A 16,235-nucleotide genomic window follows, 5' to 3' on the forward strand; every position below is an offset into this window, starting at 1 on the left:
CGATTAGCTGATTACTCGGATTTCTTTGTAGTCTTCGTTTCTTTTTCAAGGCTAAAGAAATAACAAGCTGTAAAAATAATATTTGAAACAATAATAATAGCAATCGAGGTCCATAAATCAAGATAAAACGATAAAAAGACAAAGAAAGCGATAATAATCCAATAAACGATGACAATTTCTGATTTTAAATCTGGATATTTAAGTCGTTCCCAACTATCCGTTAAACTTAAAATAAAATAAATCATTAAATGTAAAATCAGGCCTAAGAGCCACCAATTTATAAAATCAGATAGCTGTAAGATCGTAAAACCATTTTGCGTAATATATAGTTGTTTAGATTGCATTGTGATTGGTTCAATTAAGACTTCAAAAATCATCACCATCGTAGCTGCGATAAAAGAATAAATCCCTCCACGAATCCAATCAACATTGATTTTAAGTGTGATTTCACGTGCGATAATGTGTGTCCCGGCAATCATTCCGACCCAAATGAATCCCATCGTAATAGGAATACCATACAAACTCCCGCCTAGCGTAGAGCCAATATATTCATCCGTATAACTTAATTGCATCCATTCGATACAAGTACTGACAACAAAAATAAGTAGAGTAATAGCAGATCCAAGCCATTTGCCATATTGCATAATAAAGAAAACTGCTGCAAAAATACCAGTAAATACTAAAAATAGTGACTGGATTGTTGTTAAACGCGGCGGAATAATGTGTAAAGAAACTAGCAATACACTACCTAAAAACCAGAATATATATACCCAAAGTAAAAATTTGTAGTTTTTTTCTAACATCTATGAACCACTCCTATTTTTTCATTATATAGGATTTATTAAATTGCACAACTTTTATCTTATCTTTTGTTTAATTGTTGCCAAACGATTTCATTTGTTTTAAAGTAGTATGAGAAGTATTTGTTAAGAAGAGGTGTAAAGTATTTGAAGAGCATCAAGATTGATTATAAACTTGTACTGGGACTCATTTTATGTGCCCTACTTGTTATATTAACATATCAGTTCCCACGTGTTTTTTGGTATTTATATGGAGCTGGGATGTTATTTTTACTTAGTTTTGTGATATTTAATGATGATTTAAAAAAGGAATTTTCGTTCGTTAAAGGCATTTTACCTGGAATTTTTTCCGGAATTGTCCTTTATATTATTTTTTACATAGGCGCCTTTATTATTAAAGTAATGCCAGGTGGTCTAGAACATTCTGTAGAAGCTGCATTTAATAAGTATTCCACCCACTCTTTAGTAATATGGTTGCTTTTGATTGTCGCGATTATCCCCGGTGAAGAAATTTTCTGGCGCGGATTTGTATTAAAACGTTTGAACCATTATTTTAATCATTGGTTCTCTAATATTTTTGCCGCTTTACTATGTATGGTCATGATGTTGCCTAGTGGTAATTTTGCCGCTATCATCGGTATTTTTGTCGCATCTCTTGTATGGAATGTGATGTACTCTTACCGTCCGAGCCTTCTCATGGTTTATCTGTCGCATTTGACCTTTGCCTTTTTACTACTCGCGGCATTGCCAATTTATTAAAAAACTTAGAAACATTCCTTTTTTATAGGAATGTTTTTTTTTTTTGAAAAATTTGAAGCAAAATACTTGAAAGTCAAAATAGGTCAGTATATAATAAATTCATAAGGTCAAAGATAGTCAAAGTCAAGACCTTTCATTTCTCATTTTTAAAAGGAGGAAATTAACTATGAACTGTGAAAAATGTAATCAAAATCAAGCAACAATCCAACTATATATGAATATTAACGGCAAGCGTGTAGAAATGCCGCTTTGTGCCTCTTGTTACGCAGAAGTTAGAAATCAAGCAAACTTTGGGGCAAATGAATTTCCAGGTGCTGGCGGTTCCCCGTTCGATGATATTTTCCGTCAACTAAGTGGCGCTGCAAACCAAGCAAGCCGTGAACAACAAAGTCAAAGAAACACACAAGTACAAACACAAACTGGTGGCGCTGGAAACGGCTTACTAGATGAATTTGGAACAAACTTAACAGATATGGCGAAAAACGATCAACTCGATCCAGTAATTGGTCGTGACAAAGAAATTAAACGTGTCATCGAAATCTTGAATCGTCGTAATAAAAACAATCCTGTCCTTATCGGTGAACCAGGTGTTGGTAAAACTGCGGTTGTCGAAGGACTTGCAAATGCAATTGTCGCAGGTGAAGTTCCAAGTAAGTTAATGAACAAAGAAGTTATCTTACTAGATGTTGCTTCTCTCGTTTCTGGAACAGGAATCCGCGGACAGTTTGAAGAACGAATGAAACAATTAATTAAAGAATTACAAGAACGCAAAAACACGATCTTGTTTATTGATGAAGTGCACACAATTGTCGGCGCTGGATCCGCAGAAGGTTCAATGGACGCAGGAAATATTTTAAAACCAGCCTTAGCTCGCGGTGACTTACAAATGATTGGTGCAACAACGCTAAAAGAATATCGTACTATCGAAAAAGATGCTGCACTTGAGCGTCGTTTCCAACCAGTAACGGTGAATGAACCTTCTACCGAAGAAACACTTACTATTTTAAATGGCTTGAAATCCAAATATGAAGATTTCCATGAAGTTGTCTATTCTCCTGAAGCTTTAAAAGCAGCGGTTGAATTAAGCTCTCGCTACATTCAAGACCGTCATTTGCCAGATAAAGCGATTGATTTAATGGATGAAGTTGGTTCAAAATACAATCTATCTATTGAAAAATTGGATGAAAACACCGTTAGTGAACGTGTTGCTCGTTTAGAAGAAGAAAAAAATCAAGCTCTCCAAATGGAAGACTACGAAAAAGCAGCCAAAGTTCGGGACGAAATTACTCGACTTGAAGAAAATAAAACTAGTAACTCCTTTTCAGAACGGCCAGTTATTCAATCTTCTGATATTCAAGCGATTATTGAAGAAAAAACTGGTATTCCAGTAGGACGTTTACAAGAAGACGAACAATCCAAAATGAAAAACCTAGAAAGCAACTTAACCGGAAAAGTAATCGGTCAAGATGATGCCGTGAAAAAAGTAGCGAAAGCAATTCGTCGTAGCCGTGTTGGGTTAAAAGCTAAAAATCGTCCAATTGGTTCGTTCTTATTCGTCGGACCTACTGGTGTCGGAAAAACAGAACTTGGTCGCACACTTGCTCGTGAATTATTTGGTACAAGTGAAGCGATGATTCGTTTAGATATGAGTGAATTCATGGAAAAACACAGCGTCTCTAAATTAATCGGTTCTCCTCCAGGCTATGTTGGTCACGAAGAAGCTGGTCAATTAACTGAAAAAGTTCGTCGTAATCCTTATAGCATCATCCTTTTAGACGAAATTGAAAAAGCACACCCGGATGTACAACATATGTTTTTACAAATTCTAGAGGATGGACGTTTAACTGATTCTCAAGGACGCACAGTAAGCTTTAAAGATACAGTAATAATCATGACAAGTAATGCTGGTACGACTGATACAGAAGCTTCTGTTGGCTTTAATACAGCAACTGACAATAAACTTGAAAAAGGCTCAGATATCCTTGCAAAACTAGGCGCATACTTTAAACCAGAATTCTTAAACCGTCTAGATAGCGTTATTGAATTTAAATCTCTTGAAAAAGATGATTTAGTACAGATTATCGACTTAATGCTCGTTGACTTAAATTCAATGCTCGCACAAGAAGGCGTAACTATAGACGTTTCTAAAGAAGTTAAAGAACATTTAATTGAGCTTGGATATGACCCTAAATTTGGTGCTAGACCACTTCGCCGCACAATCCAAGAACATTTAGAAGATGCGATTGCCGATAGTTTAATTGATCAACCAGAAGCGAAGAAATTAAATGCCACACTAAATGACGATAAAAATATCGTTATAACTGAACAAGTAACAGTTTAATAAAAAAGGCTTGCGTTAACTTAAACGCAAGCCTTTTTCTAATGCAAGTAAATATTGCTTTTTATCAATGTCCGCTCCGTTATACCCACCAAGCGCCCCATCACTTTTCACGCACCTATGACATGGAATAAGTATAGGAATAGGATTAGCGCGATTAGCTTGTCCCACCGCTTGCACTGCTTTTGGACTCCCAGCAGCTATTGCTATATCTTTATAACTAACAACTACACCATATGGAATTTCACTAAGTGCTTGCCAAACACGCTGTTGAAAAGGAGTTCCTTGCAAGAAAATTGGTAAATCAAATACTTCCCGCTCTCCTTCAAAATAACCTGCTAATTGTTCTAGAAGCTGCTGATATATTGCAATCTCACCCTTCTCTCCCGCTAAAATCTCCCAATTAGTCGGCTCATCGTATGAAATCTTTGTAATATGCGCATCCTCTATAATGATAAACAACGTACCCACCGGTGAATCGCTTGTTTGTTTCAACATCTTCCATACTTCCTTCCGAATATGATATTGCTCTAAAGATAGCACTTCTTTTAATAATGCGCAAACGTATGTCATCGCCTATTAATATTTGATACCTTTTGTTATCGAACTGTTGGATATTCGTTACAGATTCTAGGGTAAAATAAAACAAGATACTTCCAACTTAGAATAGAAAGGAATGTTTTTTATGGAGCAAACCGAGGTTAAACGGGAAAGTTACTTTGATAATGCGAAGTTTATCTTAATTTTCTTAGTTGTATTCGGACATTTTCTTCAAACATTTATTGCAGAATATGCTGGAGTTCGCGTCCTTTACATTTATATCTACACTTTCCATATGCCTGCCTTTATACTAATCTCTGGTTTTTTTGCTAAAAGTTTTGGTAAACCCGGATATTTAAAAAAGACAATGAAAAAGTTAATTTTACCATATGTTTTTTTCCAACTAATCTACAGTATTTTTTACTATTTTCTTTTAAATAAGGAGAATCTTTCTATTAAATTTTTAGATCCAGAATGGTCGCTTTGGTTTTTACTCAGCTTATTTTTCTGGAATTTAATGTTGCTTGTTTTTTCAAAAATCAAACCTTGGAAGTCTGTGAGTATTGCGCTTTTACTAGGACTGGTTGCTGGATACTTTGATATTATTGGTGGTTATTTAAGTTTATCTAGAACCCTTGTCTTCTTCCCATTCTTCTTAGTAGGCTACTTTTTAAAAAAGGAACATTTTTACTTTCTTAAAACGCATATAGCTTCTATCGTTGGGGGAATTTTCGTTGTATTATTACTGATTTTTATTACCATGCATCCGAATCTAAACGATAAATGGTTTTTAGGATCAAAACCATATGCTAACTTTGTCGAAGTGAAGTCGCTTGGTCTTTTCATTCGCGCGCTCGTCTACATGATTAGTTTTTGCTCTATCGCTGCTTTTTTCAGTTTTATTCCACAAAAAAGGTTATTTTTTACTAAATGGGGTAAAAATACGTTATATGTTTATTTGTTACATGGCTTCTTTATTAAGTTCTTTCGTGAAGGTGGCCAAACTGACTTTCAATATAGCCCGTCTACGTTTTTACTATTATTTGGAATTACTTTTGGTTTGACGGTGTTATTATCCAGTCGATTGGTAAAAACAGTTGTTCAGCCAGTGATTGAGCTGCGTGCTTCAATGCTCTATAACGTGTTTAGCCGATTAACAAAGCGGGAAAGTTATTAAACGTATAGATAGAAAAAGGAGGTTTTATTATGGGCTCAAGAAAGCCAGAAGTTATTATCGGATTAATTGGCTCCATCATTGGGATTGTAGTTGGTTTTTGGATTATTAATTATGGAGATTCAGTCACAGATTATATACAGACATTTACTTATTTACCAGGTGAACTAGGAAATGAGTTGGCAAATCTAGGGTGGATTACATTAATTGCCTCAGTAGTTGCATTAATTGCTTCTCTCTTAATTAAATCAGCTCCTCGTGGTTGGGGTGTTATCTTAGTAGTTATTGGTATCGTTTTATTCTTCGTTATTGGTACTGCTTGGATTGTATCAGGTATCTTAATTACACTAACTGGTTTAATGGGAATTTTCAGAAGACCAATTCCAAAATCAAAATATTAATTATTATCCCCTAATCAAATTGGTTAGGGGTTTTTAATGCTAAAAAAATCCTTTCCGCGTTTTGCAGAAAGGATTTTTATTTTAACCAGTAATAATTTTTTCTTTTGGTAAACGGATGGCATTTTTAGGTTGATTTTTATTTCTTAAACTAAGCATCGAATACATGATGCCAACCCGGCCTATAAACATCAAGACGATAATAATTAATTTACCTGGCGTGGACAAATCAGGCGTCAAACCAACTGATAAACCTGACGTTCCAAACGCCGAGAACACTTCAAAAATAACTGAAATGAGCGAGGCCGTTTCTGTCTGCATAAGTATGACTATCGCAGAAATACTGAGAAATCCTGCAACAAGCGTGACTGCAAGCGACTTGCGAACATCTTCTTGATGCAATTCTCGCCCAAAAATATAAACATGTTTCCGACCGCGAATAACCGAATAAATAAATAAAATGGTAATCGCAAAAGTAGTCGTTCGTATCCCACCACCAACTGAACTTGGCGAAGCTCCGATAAACATCAAGAACGACACAAGTAAAAGGGTAGAAACTGAAAGCGCCCCGCTGTCCATTGTTTGGAGTCCAGCACTTCTGGATGTCGCCGATAAGAACATCGAGTTAAAGAAACCAAAGTCCCAACTTTTGCCACTAAAGAAGTGATTGTATTCAAACAACCAAATTAGTAAGCCGCCGACAATCAAAAGTACAAAATAAGTAAGTGTAGTCACTTTTACAAACAACGAAAAACGAAACGGTATTAGCGTATTTTTCTCAAATAAAAATCTCCTTGTTTCCAGTAAAACCGGAAACCCAATCGCACCAGCAATAATTAGTAATATCGAAATAAATTGGACAAAATAATCATTTGCAAATGGTATTAGCGATTTACCAGTAATATCCACGCCAGCATTGGTAACAAGCGAAACTGAGTTATATAAACCTTGGAACATCGCTTCCCAAAAATTAGGATACAGCGGGATAAAATAAATTCCTAAAATCAACGCGCCCACTAATTCAATTCCAAAAATCAAGACAAGAATTTCGCGCAACATCCGAACCATTCCACTCATCGTAAATTGATTCGTATCTGTCATAATAAGTTGGCGCTGTTTCAGTCCAATCCGTCTCTTCAAAATCAAATAGAAGAACGTGCTAATCATCATAACGCCCAGTCCACCAATTTGGAAAATCGCCATTAAGACCCAAATTCCAGCAGTACTATACGTCTGGCTAACATCTACTGTCGCAAGTCCGGTAACACTAACAGAACTCGCCGCTGTGAATAGAGTATCAATAAACGACACCTTAACCCCTTTTTGTAAAGTGAACGGCAAACTTAAGACGATAGTAGAAATCGTAACCGCAATAAAATAATACGCGATAATTACTTGAACGGGTGTCATACGCGCTAACACCAGTTTTAATCTTCTGCGCAATTTTACTTCTTGATCATATTCAAACTCTTTTGGTTTTCTTCTCTTTTTTTCTCGCAATGATATAACCACCCAAACCTATAATTATCATAACCGACCAGAATGTCAGCTTCCAAACCGCTGAATCCGGAAAATCTTCTGGAATAATTGCAACAGATGGATGTGCTAGCGTTAGAACCGCCATTTTCACACCTACCCAACCGACAATTAAAAACGCTGCTGTTTCAAGTGTAGGGTAACGCTCTAATAATTTAACAACTTGTGTGGCTGCAAAACGAATTACGACAAGTCCTGCAATACCACCAAGGAACATCACGATAAATTGTCCACCGTTCATTCCCCCAATATCAAAATTCCCTAAATCTGGTAAAGTAACAACAAGTGCTGCTGCAGCTAACATGGAATCCAGTGCAAAAGCAATGTCAGTCAATTCCACACGAGCAACTACACCCCAAAAGGAAGTTGATTTGGCTTCTGATGCTTCTTTGACTTCTTCTTGCTTACCTTTTTTAAGGCGCCACATATGCTTAATTGCTAGGTACAATAAATAAACCGCGCCGATAGCTTGTATTTCCCAAATTTTTACTAAAAATGAAATTAAAAATAGTGCAATAAAGCGGAAAACAAATGCACCAACTAACCCATAAAATAAGGCTTTTCGTTGTTTATCGTGCGGTAAACCTTTAACAATTACTGCCATAACTACGGCATTATCTGCGGAAAGAATTCCCTCGAGTACTACTAAAACAAGGAAAACTAACGCATATTCTCCCCAAATAGAAACATCCATTCCTCATTCACCATCCTTCTACTCTATCATAAAATTGTGTTTTCAGCATCTGGTTGTATGTAAAACCAGAAGTACACATTTGCACTTCTGGTCAGTTAAAATTATTTAGTTGTTTCTGTTTTTTTCTTACTACGGTAGGAAACGAACCATCCCCATAGAATAATCAGAATCATCACGCCCCAGAAAATCAATTTCCAAAGTGTTGATTCAGGGAAGCTGTGTGGAATTACGCCAAGACTAGGGTGTGCTAATGTGTAAATAACTAGCTTCACGCCTACCCAACCAACAATTAAAAATGCGGCTGTTTCGAGACTTGGATAGCTTTTTAGTAATTTAACAAATTGAGTTGCTGCGAAACGGATAATAATTAGGCCAACAAGTCCACCTAAGAACATAATCGCAAATTGCCCAGTATCAATTCCACCAATGTGTCCCCATCCTGTTTCTGGAAGAGTAATGGCAAGGGCTACTGCCGCAAGCATGGAATCAATCGCAAAAGCAATATCTGCAATCTCTACTTTTAGAACTGTCATCCAAAAACCAGAGCCAGCTTTTTCCTTCTTCTCTTTTTCTCCGTCTTTTCCTTTTGCATGTTTCCAAATGTGACTAATCGCGATATATAGTAAATATGCGGCACCAAGCGCTTGAACTTGCCAAACGTTTGCCAAAAAGGAAATTAAGAATAATGCGCCAAAACGGAAAACAAAGGCACCCATCAATCCATAAAATAACGCTTTTTTCTGTTGTTTATCTGGGAGATGTTTTACCATAACAGCCATAACTACTGCATTATCCGCTGCTAAAATCCCCTCAAGACCGATTAGGACAAGTAATACCCATCCGTACTCTAAAATCATTGCTGTATCCACTAATTCTTTTCCTCCTTTGTTCTATTAAAATGTCAAAGATCTCCTATTTTGAAGAAACAAAAAAGCGAGACCTGCCCATAAAGGCAAAGGTCTCGCTAACATTTAAAGTTAAATGTGATAAAACCGATGATATCTCTATCATGTAATGACGACTTTATCCTGATTAAAAGCTAATCAGCGCTACTCCCCTCTGACATTTGTCAAAGAACGATATATGATTACCTAGAGAATAATACCATAATTTAGAAGTTCTCGTCAACTAATTTTTCTCACAAACTTTTTAAACAGCCAAGTCTTTAGTTTTTGCGCTACTGGCTATTTTAATATTATGGATTGTGAATAGAATCACACCGATTAAACAAGTAAGAATTTCTGTTGTTGTTAAAGACCAAATCACTCCCATCAGGCCAAAATAATGTTGCCCCAAAATAATTACTGGGATAAAAATAATTCCTTGTGAAACAGACATAATCGTAGCCGGAATAGCTTTCCCAATCGCTTGAAAAGTACTCGTAAAGAGACCAGTAAAGCCACTGAATAGAGAAGAAATCAGCATCGCAACCATAATATGCACCCCAAGTGATATAACACTTTGATTTTCACTAAATAAATGCATCACTTGGAAACGGAAGATAAATACAAAACTAGAAATCACAAGCACAATCAAGCCAATACTAACAGCTGTAAACCGAATCGCTTTTTCAAACCGTGCAATATTTCCCGCACTAAAGTTATATGCTAAGAGTGGAATAATTCCCATATAAAGCCCCATACAAATAAATTCTGGTAACTGAACTACTCGTAGTGCCACGCCAAAACCTGCAACAACGCCTTCCCCGTAAATCATCGAATAATGATTTAAAACAAGTGTAGTAACAATCAAGAATAATGATAAAAGTAGTTCTGAAACGCCAATTTTAAAAACATTTTGAACGATTTCTTTCGTTGCTTTAAACCATTTAAACCGAATGGATAAATAGTCACTTTTTTTCTCCAAATACCAGGCATAATAAATAAGTGAAACCGTACTTGCGAGTCCAATTGAAACTGCAGCACCTACAACGTTAAAATTAAAATACAAAATAAGCAGTGGATCAAACACTAAATTTACAAGCGTACCAATAAGCATTCCATTCATAGAAATACGAGAAGCTCCCTCCGCCCGAACGACTTGCTCTAAAGCAAAGTTAGCAATAATAAAAGGACTACAAATGAGAAGCGCCAATGTATAATTTTTCGTGTGTAAAAAGCTCGTTGCATCTGCTCCTAGAAAGTGAGTAACTGGATTAATTAAAAAACCTAATATAATCGCGCATATAATACCTAAAACCAAACTTCCATATAAAACAAAAGCCGATACTTGCTTTGCCTTAATCCCGTCTTCTTTCCCGAGTAAACGAGAAATGTACGTCCCGCCGCCAACACCAAACATATTCCCAATAGCCATTAAAATCGTAAACATTGGTAAACCGAGTGTCACAGCTGTTAACATCGACGTATCATGCAACAACCCTATAAAAAACGCATTGACGATATTATAAATAACCCCCACCGACATTCCAAGCATCATTGGAATAGATAAGTGAGCAATCGCTTTAGGAATGCTCGCTTTTGTTAAATAATAGTTATCTGAGTGTTTCATTTTAATTCCCCCTAAAAATTAGTTAGAACTCTAACTATATAGTTAAATTTTTTTAATCTGTCTGATCGTCAATTTTACTAAGTAGTTCAATAAAGGTTTTATACTCGTCAGCGGAAAGGATTTTCTTCGCTTTATCATCTTCTCGCGGAAAAGAGGCATTAAATTCATCCACAATATCTTTGCCTTCTTTTGTTAACGTAACGACTTTTTCTCGGCCATCACGAAGGCTTGGCTTGCGTGAAATTAATTGTTTTTTCTCGAGTCCTTGAATGAGGCTAGTGATACTTGCGCCACGTGTTTGGAAGATTCGCTGAAGATCTTTTTGGATTATTTCATTTGCAGCATTATCATTTAAAAATCCCAGAACTCTTGCTTGTTGTGTTGTCAGCCCAAACTGAGCTACTTTTGCGTCCATTTTTCGCTTGGATTTAATCATAATAGAACGAATTAATGTATCCATCGTCTTCTCTCTTCTCACGAGTATTCCTCCTTATTAATTAGAATTCTAACTAATTATAGCACGTTTCAAAAAATTGTCAAGCAAAAAAACAACCTATTTGCGAAAGTACAAATAGGTTGGATATTTTATAATAATGAAGTTAACTCAATATCTGGATTTTTATCATTAAACCAATTAATTGCGAATTCATTTTCGAATAAGAATAGCGGTTGGTCAAAACGGTCTTTCACTAGCATACTTCTAGCGGTAGATAGTTTTTCATCCGCATCTTCTTCTTTGACCCAACGAGCGATTTTTTTGCCGATTGGTTCCATCCGAATTTCTGAATTATATTCGCCGCGCATTCTGTGTTCGAATACTTCAAATTGCAACTGACCAACAGCCCCAATAATGTATTCTTCCGTACGCCACGTTTTAAATAATTGAATCGCACCTTCTTGAACAAGTTGCTCTACGCCTTTATGAAAGTGTTTTTGCTTCATTACATTTTTTGCATAAACACGCATAAATAATTCGGGTGTAAACTGAGGAAGTTTTTCAAATTCGAGTTTTTTACTGCCATTCGTTATCGTATCGCCAATTTGGTAGTTACCAGTATCATACAAACCGATAATATCACCAGCAACAGCACGATTTACGGTTTCCCGGTCATCCGCCATAAACTGCGTTGAGTTCGCAAGCTTCATACTTTTCCCAGTTCGCGTTAATGTAACGTTCATGCCGCGTTCAAATTCGCCTGAACAAATTCGAATAAAAGCAATCCGGTCCCGGTGAGCAGGATTCATGTTCGCTTGGATTTTAAAAATAAAGCCAGAGAACTTCGGATTATCAGCTTCAATCACGCCTTCATTCGATTCATGGCTTGAAGGAGATGGCGCAAAATCAACAAATGTACGCAAGAAAGTTTCTACCCCAAAGTTAGTTAAGGCACTTCCGAAAAATACTGGTGTTTGCTCGCCTGCAATAATGCGTTCCCGACTAAAGTCATTTCCCGCTTCGTCTAACAGCATGATTTCTTCTAAAGCTTGATCGTAATAAAGTGATTTTTGAATAGCGTGTGCTTCCTTCAAATCCCCATCTTCCCCAAGTGGTAAGAAACGTTCATCTTCTTCAGAGCGATATTGCTCAATAACGCGATGATAGCGGTCATAAAGTCCAGCTAATTCTTTCCCCATACCAATTGGCCAGTTCATTGGATAAGATTCAATACCCAAAACTTCTTCTAATTCAGCAAGTAGTTCTAGTGGCATTTTTCCTTGACGGTCCATTTTATTAATAAAAGTAAAAATTGGAATTCCGCGCATCCGACAAACTTTAAACAGTTTTAGCGTTTGGGCTTCGATACCTTTCGCAGCATCAATAACCATGACAGCACTATCAACCGCCATTAAGGTCCGGTACGTATCTTCACTGAAGTCAGAGTGCCCCGGTGTATCCAAAATATTAATTCTTGAACCATTATAATCAAACTGCATCACAGAACTCGTTACCGAGATTCCACGTTGTTTTTCAATTTCCATCCAGTCACTTGTCGCAAACTTGCCAGATTTCTTTCCCTTTACAGTCCCAGCTGAACGGATAACGCCACCGAATAATAATAATTGCTCAGTAATCGTCGTTTTCCCAGCATCCGGGTGAGAAATAATCGCAAACGTTTTGCGTGAAGCAACTTCTTTTTGCAAATCTTGACTCATTGTTATTTTCCTCCTAGATTCATTCACATTCCATTAGTATAGCATAACTAGGAGAATTTCGGCTGTTTTTTTATTCAAAAATTATTTTGTTTGTCGTTTCATTAAGATGACAGATAAAATGCCAAAAAGCACTGCAAAGACGCTTAAAATCAGCAAACTTACTCCTGTCGTTACTGTTTTATCACCCCAATAAATAGTAATCCCAATCATTTCTTTTGTCGCATCCATCGCCTCAGTATTATCTGCGAAAACTTGTTGTAAAGGCTCTTTTGTCATGATTTCACGAATAGTAGACGCCCCGTATGTGAAAGGAAAACATTTCATCGCCGTTTGAACCGCAGCAGGAAGCGAACCAATCGGCAAATAAATTCCAGCAATAAATCCGATAACAGTTCCAACAATAGTCGAAACCGAACTAAAGGCACTCGCTTTTTTCACTAGGCTCGCGATAAAAAACATAATGCTACTACAACATAGAACATTAATTAAAATAATGCCGATTAAACTAACCCAACTTTCAAGCGGTAAAAACACTCCTCCTGTCAACCAGATGTACATTTCACCAACAAAAAGGGTGATAACAGACAGAACAAATGAAGCAACTAAACCACTAACGATGTAGCTTGCGACAATTCGCCATCTGGAAGCTGGAGTTATTGCAAAACTTCTGGCAATGCTCTCCTCTTCATCGTGCACTTTTAATGAGAAAACGGCTAAAGAAACAGTGACCGGCGTAATAGACAAAATCCCCGCAATTACCCACGTATTCACTAATTCTTGTATTCCTATCGTTTTTCCAGAAGCCTGTTTAAACATTTCTTCCATATTATTTCCTAAAAAAATGGCATAGAGTCCGATAATAATTAAAATCGTGAGTAACGACATAAATACCGCAGTTCTATCACGAAAATAGATTTTTAAATTACGACTAATCATTTGAATCCTCCTTAATCATCGAGATAAATGCATCATCAAGATTTCCTTTTATTACTTCAAAAGAACTGTAAAGTCCTGCTGTTTGATTCAAAATAGCCAAAATTCCGATATTTTCATCTGTTACGTCAACACGCATCGTTCCTTTTGACACTTTATAAGGTAAATTTGCTTTTTCAATAATTACCTGAAGTTCTTCCACATTTGCATCGTAAAAAAAGATTTTATCTACTGAAAAACGACTTCTAATATTAGCGGGGGTGCCTTGAGCGATAATATTCCCCTTATGAATAACTGCCAGCTGATCCGCATCCTTCGCTTCTTCTAAATAATGCGTCGTTAAAAACACCGTCATGCCGAATTCTTCTCGCAAATAATCAATAATCTTCCAAACGCTCACTCGAGTTTTCGGATCCAGCCCAGTAGTCGGTTCATCGAGTAGTAAAATTTCTGGATCATGCATAATAGCCCTAGCAATTTCAGCTCGGCGTTTTTGTCCCCCTGATAGTTTTTCAAAACGGCGATTTAAGATATCCGCAATTCCCATAATAGAAGAAACAAGCTCTAAACGTTCGGTAATTTCCGCTTTTGTTTTTCCATATAAACTGGCACGATTATACAAGTTCTCGCGTACGGTAAGTAAATCATCCAATACATTTTCTTGAAAAACAACGCCCAACTTTTGTCTGAAATTTTTCCTATTTTTAAAGGTCAATTTTTCATCGTCAATAAAAATTTCTCCAGATGTTGGCTCGCTTTCTGTGCAAATCATGCTAAGAGTAGTCGATTTCCCCGCCCCGTTCTCACCTAAGAAAGCAAACAATGAACCTTTTTCAACTTCTAAATTAATGCCTTTAACTGCTTCTACTTTTCCAAACGTTTTAACTACATTCGTTAATTTTATCATTTTGTCTCCCTTTCTCGCATTTCTGCTAGTTTTTGGTTAATTTCATTACTAAATTTCGCATCTCTAAAACTGAAAAACAGATGCATTACAAGAAAAGTCACGCAAATAAAGCCAAAAATAATCATAAATCCAGTTAATGAATGATACCAATCAAACAACCAACCAAGACCTAAAATTGCTGCGCTAATAAAAAAGAAAAAAACAAGTAAACGGACATAAAAAGCAAATTTCGTTTTTATCGAATTATTGAAAAGTAATTGCTGAACAAAAGTAGTAATAACACTAAAACCTAGCATAGTAAAAATGTCGCGAATAGCTATCGTTTCAGATTCTCCAGTTGAGATATAGGAACAAATCATCGTGATAATTGCAGCTGTGAAAATAATACACGCTGATTGAATAAATTGAATTAATTTTGTGCTCATTTGCCCTTCCCTCCCAAGTTTAATTTTTGCTTTAAGACTTTGGCGTATTGCCTAGAAATAATCACTTTTTCTCTATTAAAAAGGCTAGCTTCAAATTTCCCGTGGAAGCCAGGCGCAATCTTTTCAATCCATTCGATATTTAAAATCATGGATTTCGAACACCTGAAAAAGGAGCTATCTTTGAATTTTTCTTCCAACTCATATAATTTCCAAGTAGTTTCATATACGTCTTTTTCTGTATACACAAAAATTTTACTTTCTACAGCCTCAAAATATAAAATCTTTCTTTTAGCGAGTAAATATGTCACTCCGTCTTTTTTGACAGAGATTTTCTCGGTTTGCTCTTCTAGCCCCATCACTATTTTAGTTACTTCTTCCAGATTATTTGGGTGGCAATATATGTCTACTTCGCCAATCGCTAAATTATTATTTTGCTTTACATGGAAATTCATCTGGTTGCCTCCCTTTTTTCTTTTTATTATAAACGCTACACTAAAAACTACAAGTTGATTTCTGTAACTTGCAAATTAACCTCCCTAAGATGCAAAAAAACTCGGTAGCGGATTATTCACTACCGAGTTTTACTATTTATTTTACTGCTGCAACAAGCGCTTCTACTTTGTCCTCAAAATCTTCTGGTTTCATTTTTGATGGGAAACGTTCAACAACTTCGCCATTTTCATCAATGAGGAATTTGGCAAAGTTCCATTCAACTTTTTTGCCTCCAGTTTGTTCAGTTAAATATTTATAAAGTGGGGCAGCATCTTTGCCTTTCACTTTAATTTTAGAGAACATTTGGAAAGTCACGCCGTAATTCATTTGACAAAATTCTAAAATCTCTTCGTCACTACCAGGATCTTGACGTAAAAACTGATTGCACGGGAAACCAAGAATTTCAAAGTTATCTCCGCCAAGTTTTTTATACATTTTTTCAAGACCTTCCAGTTGAGGTGTTAAACCACATTTGCTCGCAGTGTTGACAATGAGTAAAACTTTGCCTTTATAGTCACTTAATGCTATTTCTTTACCATTCATTGCTTTTTCAGAAAAATCATGGACATTCATG

At 36.3% G+C, this 16,235-nt stretch carries 17 protein-coding genes and 1 riboswitch; of the genes, 4 read left to right on the forward strand and 13 right to left on the reverse strand.

What is annotated here, in order from left to right:
- Window positions 1–11: 11 nt before the first annotated feature.
- Window positions 12–803: a membrane protein gene (locus OC533_RS03360; protein WP_003761527.1), complete on the reverse strand. Its 792-nt coding sequence runs from the start codon at window positions 801–803 to the stop codon at window positions 12–14.
- 144 nt (window positions 804–947) lie between these two features.
- Between OC533_RS03360 and OC533_RS03365 the strand changes: the two genes are divergently transcribed.
- Window positions 948–1,559, forward strand: coding sequence for a CPBP family intramembrane glutamic endopeptidase (locus OC533_RS03365; protein ID WP_003761525.1), 612 nt, complete (start codon window positions 948–950; stop codon window positions 1,557–1,559).
- A gap of 166 nt (window positions 1,560–1,725) precedes the next feature.
- Window positions 1,726–3,900, forward strand: coding sequence for an ATP-dependent Clp protease ATP-binding subunit (locus tag OC533_RS03370; RefSeq protein WP_185504757.1), 2,175 nt, complete (start codon window positions 1,726–1,728; stop codon window positions 3,898–3,900).
- A 15-nt stretch (window positions 3,901–3,915) separates the two neighbouring features.
- Here the strand turns inward: OC533_RS03370 and OC533_RS03375 are convergent, their stop codons facing one another.
- Window positions 3,916–4,395 carry a methylated-DNA--[protein]-cysteine S-methyltransferase gene (locus OC533_RS03375; RefSeq protein WP_010990711.1) on the reverse strand — a complete coding sequence of 160 codons (480 nt, stop codon included), beginning with the start codon at window positions 4,393–4,395 and terminating at the stop codon, window positions 3,916–3,918.
- Between the two features lie 187 nt (window positions 4,396–4,582).
- On the opposite strand from OC533_RS03375, the gene OC533_RS03380 reads away from it, so the two are divergent.
- Together OC533_RS03380 and OC533_RS03385 are read left to right on the forward strand one after the other, a co-directional pair.
- On the forward strand, window positions 4,583–5,614 hold the full coding sequence (locus OC533_RS03380; RefSeq protein WP_033838059.1) for an acyltransferase family protein: 1,032 nt from the start codon (window positions 4,583–4,585) through the stop codon (window positions 5,612–5,614).
- Between the two features lie 29 nt (window positions 5,615–5,643).
- A complete protein-coding gene (locus OC533_RS03385; RefSeq protein WP_003761515.1) occupies window positions 5,644–6,012 on the forward strand; it encodes a DUF4064 domain-containing protein in 369 nt (122 codons plus the stop codon).
- A gap of 81 nt (window positions 6,013–6,093) precedes the next feature.
- On the opposite strand, the gene OC533_RS03390 is transcribed toward OC533_RS03385, so the two are convergent.
- The 11 genes from OC533_RS03390 to OC533_RS03440 form a co-directional block, all read right to left on the reverse strand.
- Entirely contained in the window at window positions 6,094–7,419 is a 1,326-nt protein-coding gene (locus tag OC533_RS03390; protein WP_072218577.1) for a TrkH family potassium uptake protein, read from the reverse strand.
- 52 nt (window positions 7,420–7,471) lie between these two features.
- On the reverse strand, window positions 7,472–8,239 hold the full coding sequence (locus tag OC533_RS03395) for a TerC family protein (protein ID WP_003726449.1): 768 nt from the start codon (window positions 8,237–8,239) through the stop codon (window positions 7,472–7,474).
- Between the two features lie 101 nt (window positions 8,240–8,340).
- Window positions 8,341–9,108 (reverse strand): TerC family protein, encoded by a 768-nt coding sequence (locus OC533_RS03400; protein WP_003761503.1) that lies wholly within the window; start codon window positions 9,106–9,108, stop codon window positions 8,341–8,343.
- Between the two features lie 98 nt (window positions 9,109–9,206).
- A riboswitch (yybP-ykoY riboswitch) is annotated at window positions 9,207–9,309 on the reverse strand.
- 79 nt (window positions 9,310–9,388) lie between these two features.
- On the reverse strand, window positions 9,389–10,750 hold the full coding sequence (locus OC533_RS03405) for an MATE family efflux transporter (RefSeq protein WP_185538394.1): 1,362 nt from the start codon (window positions 10,748–10,750) through the stop codon (window positions 9,389–9,391).
- 52 nt (window positions 10,751–10,802) lie between these two features.
- On the reverse strand, window positions 10,803–11,228 hold the full coding sequence (locus OC533_RS03410) for a MarR family winged helix-turn-helix transcriptional regulator (RefSeq protein WP_003761496.1): 426 nt from the start codon (window positions 11,226–11,228) through the stop codon (window positions 10,803–10,805).
- A gap of 107 nt (window positions 11,229–11,335) precedes the next feature.
- Window positions 11,336–12,904 carry a peptide chain release factor 3 gene (locus OC533_RS03415; RefSeq protein ID WP_003727054.1) on the reverse strand — a complete coding sequence of 523 codons (1,569 nt, stop codon included), beginning with the start codon at window positions 12,902–12,904 and terminating at the stop codon, window positions 11,336–11,338.
- Window positions 12,905–12,985: 81 nt separating this feature from the next.
- On the reverse strand, window positions 12,986–13,840 hold the full coding sequence (locus OC533_RS03420; protein WP_194323345.1) for an ABC transporter permease: 855 nt from the start codon (window positions 13,838–13,840) through the stop codon (window positions 12,986–12,988).
- Window positions 13,833–14,744 (reverse strand): ABC transporter ATP-binding protein, encoded by a 912-nt coding sequence (locus OC533_RS03425; RefSeq protein ID WP_185590098.1) that lies wholly within the window; start codon window positions 14,742–14,744, stop codon window positions 13,833–13,835. Before OC533_RS03425 ends, OC533_RS03420 begins: the two co-directional genes overlap by 8 nt.
- Window positions 14,741–15,169, reverse strand: coding sequence for a DUF3021 family protein (locus OC533_RS03430; protein WP_194322353.1), 429 nt, complete (start codon window positions 15,167–15,169; stop codon window positions 14,741–14,743). Before OC533_RS03430 ends, OC533_RS03425 begins: the two co-directional genes overlap by 4 nt.
- A complete protein-coding gene (locus OC533_RS03435) occupies window positions 15,166–15,621 on the reverse strand; it encodes a LytTR family DNA-binding domain-containing protein (protein ID WP_185482512.1) in 456 nt (151 codons plus the stop codon). The genes OC533_RS03430 and OC533_RS03435 overlap by 4 nt, the downstream gene beginning before the upstream one ends.
- A 136-nt stretch (window positions 15,622–15,757) precedes the next feature.
- Window positions 15,758–16,234, reverse strand: a complete 477-nt coding sequence (locus OC533_RS03440) for a glutathione peroxidase (RefSeq protein ID WP_010990703.1) — start codon at window positions 16,232–16,234, stop codon at window positions 15,758–15,760.
- Window position 16,235: the final 1 nt, after the last annotated feature.

Source organism: Listeria sp. Marseille-Q6474, assembly GCF_946902005.1.
Lineage (GTDB): Bacteria > Bacillota > Bacilli > Lactobacillales > Listeriaceae > Listeria > Listeria innocua.

What these genes read in the sequence shown, in the direction of transcription:
- OC533_RS03360 (WP_003761527.1), bottom strand. Translation starts at nt 803, where the DNA reads ATGTTAGAAAAAAACTACAAATTTTTACTTTGGGTATATATATTCTGG.
- OC533_RS03370 (WP_185504757.1), top strand. Translation starts at nt 1,726, where the DNA reads ATGAACTGTGAAAAATGTAATCAAAATCAAGCAACAATCCAACTATAT.
- OC533_RS03375 (WP_010990711.1), bottom strand. Translation starts at nt 4,395, where the DNA reads ATGTTGAAACAAACAAGCGATTCACCGGTGGGTACGTTGTTTATCATT.
- OC533_RS03380 (WP_033838059.1), top strand. Translation starts at nt 4,583, where the DNA reads ATGGAGCAAACCGAGGTTAAACGGGAAAGTTACTTTGATAATGCGAAG.
- OC533_RS03385 (WP_003761515.1), top strand. Translation starts at nt 5,644, where the DNA reads ATGGGCTCAAGAAAGCCAGAAGTTATTATCGGATTAATTGGCTCCATC.
- OC533_RS03390 (WP_072218577.1), bottom strand. Translation starts at nt 7,419, where the DNA reads ATGACACCCGTTCAAGTAATTATCGCGTATTATTTTATTGCGGTTACG.
- OC533_RS03395 (WP_003726449.1), bottom strand. Translation starts at nt 8,239, where the DNA reads ATGGATGTTTCTATTTGGGGAGAATATGCGTTAGTTTTCCTTGTTTTA.
- OC533_RS03405 (WP_185538394.1), bottom strand. Translation starts at nt 10,750, where the DNA reads ATGAAACACTCAGATAACTATTATTTAACAAAAGCGAGCATTCCTAAA.
- OC533_RS03415 (WP_003727054.1), bottom strand. Translation starts at nt 12,904, where the DNA reads ATGAGTCAAGATTTGCAAAAAGAAGTTGCTTCACGCAAAACGTTTGCG.
- OC533_RS03420 (WP_194323345.1), bottom strand. Translation starts at nt 13,840, where the DNA reads ATGATTAGTCGTAATTTAAAAATCTATTTTCGTGATAGAACTGCGGTA.
- OC533_RS03425 (WP_185590098.1), bottom strand. Translation starts at nt 14,744, where the DNA reads ATGATAAAATTAACGAATGTAGTTAAAACGTTTGGAAAAGTAGAAGCA.
- OC533_RS03430 (WP_194322353.1), bottom strand. Translation starts at nt 15,169, where the DNA reads ATGAGCACAAAATTAATTCAATTTATTCAATCAGCGTGTATTATTTTC.
- OC533_RS03435 (WP_185482512.1), bottom strand. Translation starts at nt 15,621, where the DNA reads ATGAATTTCCATGTAAAGCAAAATAATAATTTAGCGATTGGCGAAGTA.
- OC533_RS03440 (WP_010990703.1), bottom strand. Translation starts at nt 16,234, where the DNA reads ATGAATGTCCATGATTTTTCTGAAAAAGCAATGAATGGTAAAGAAATA.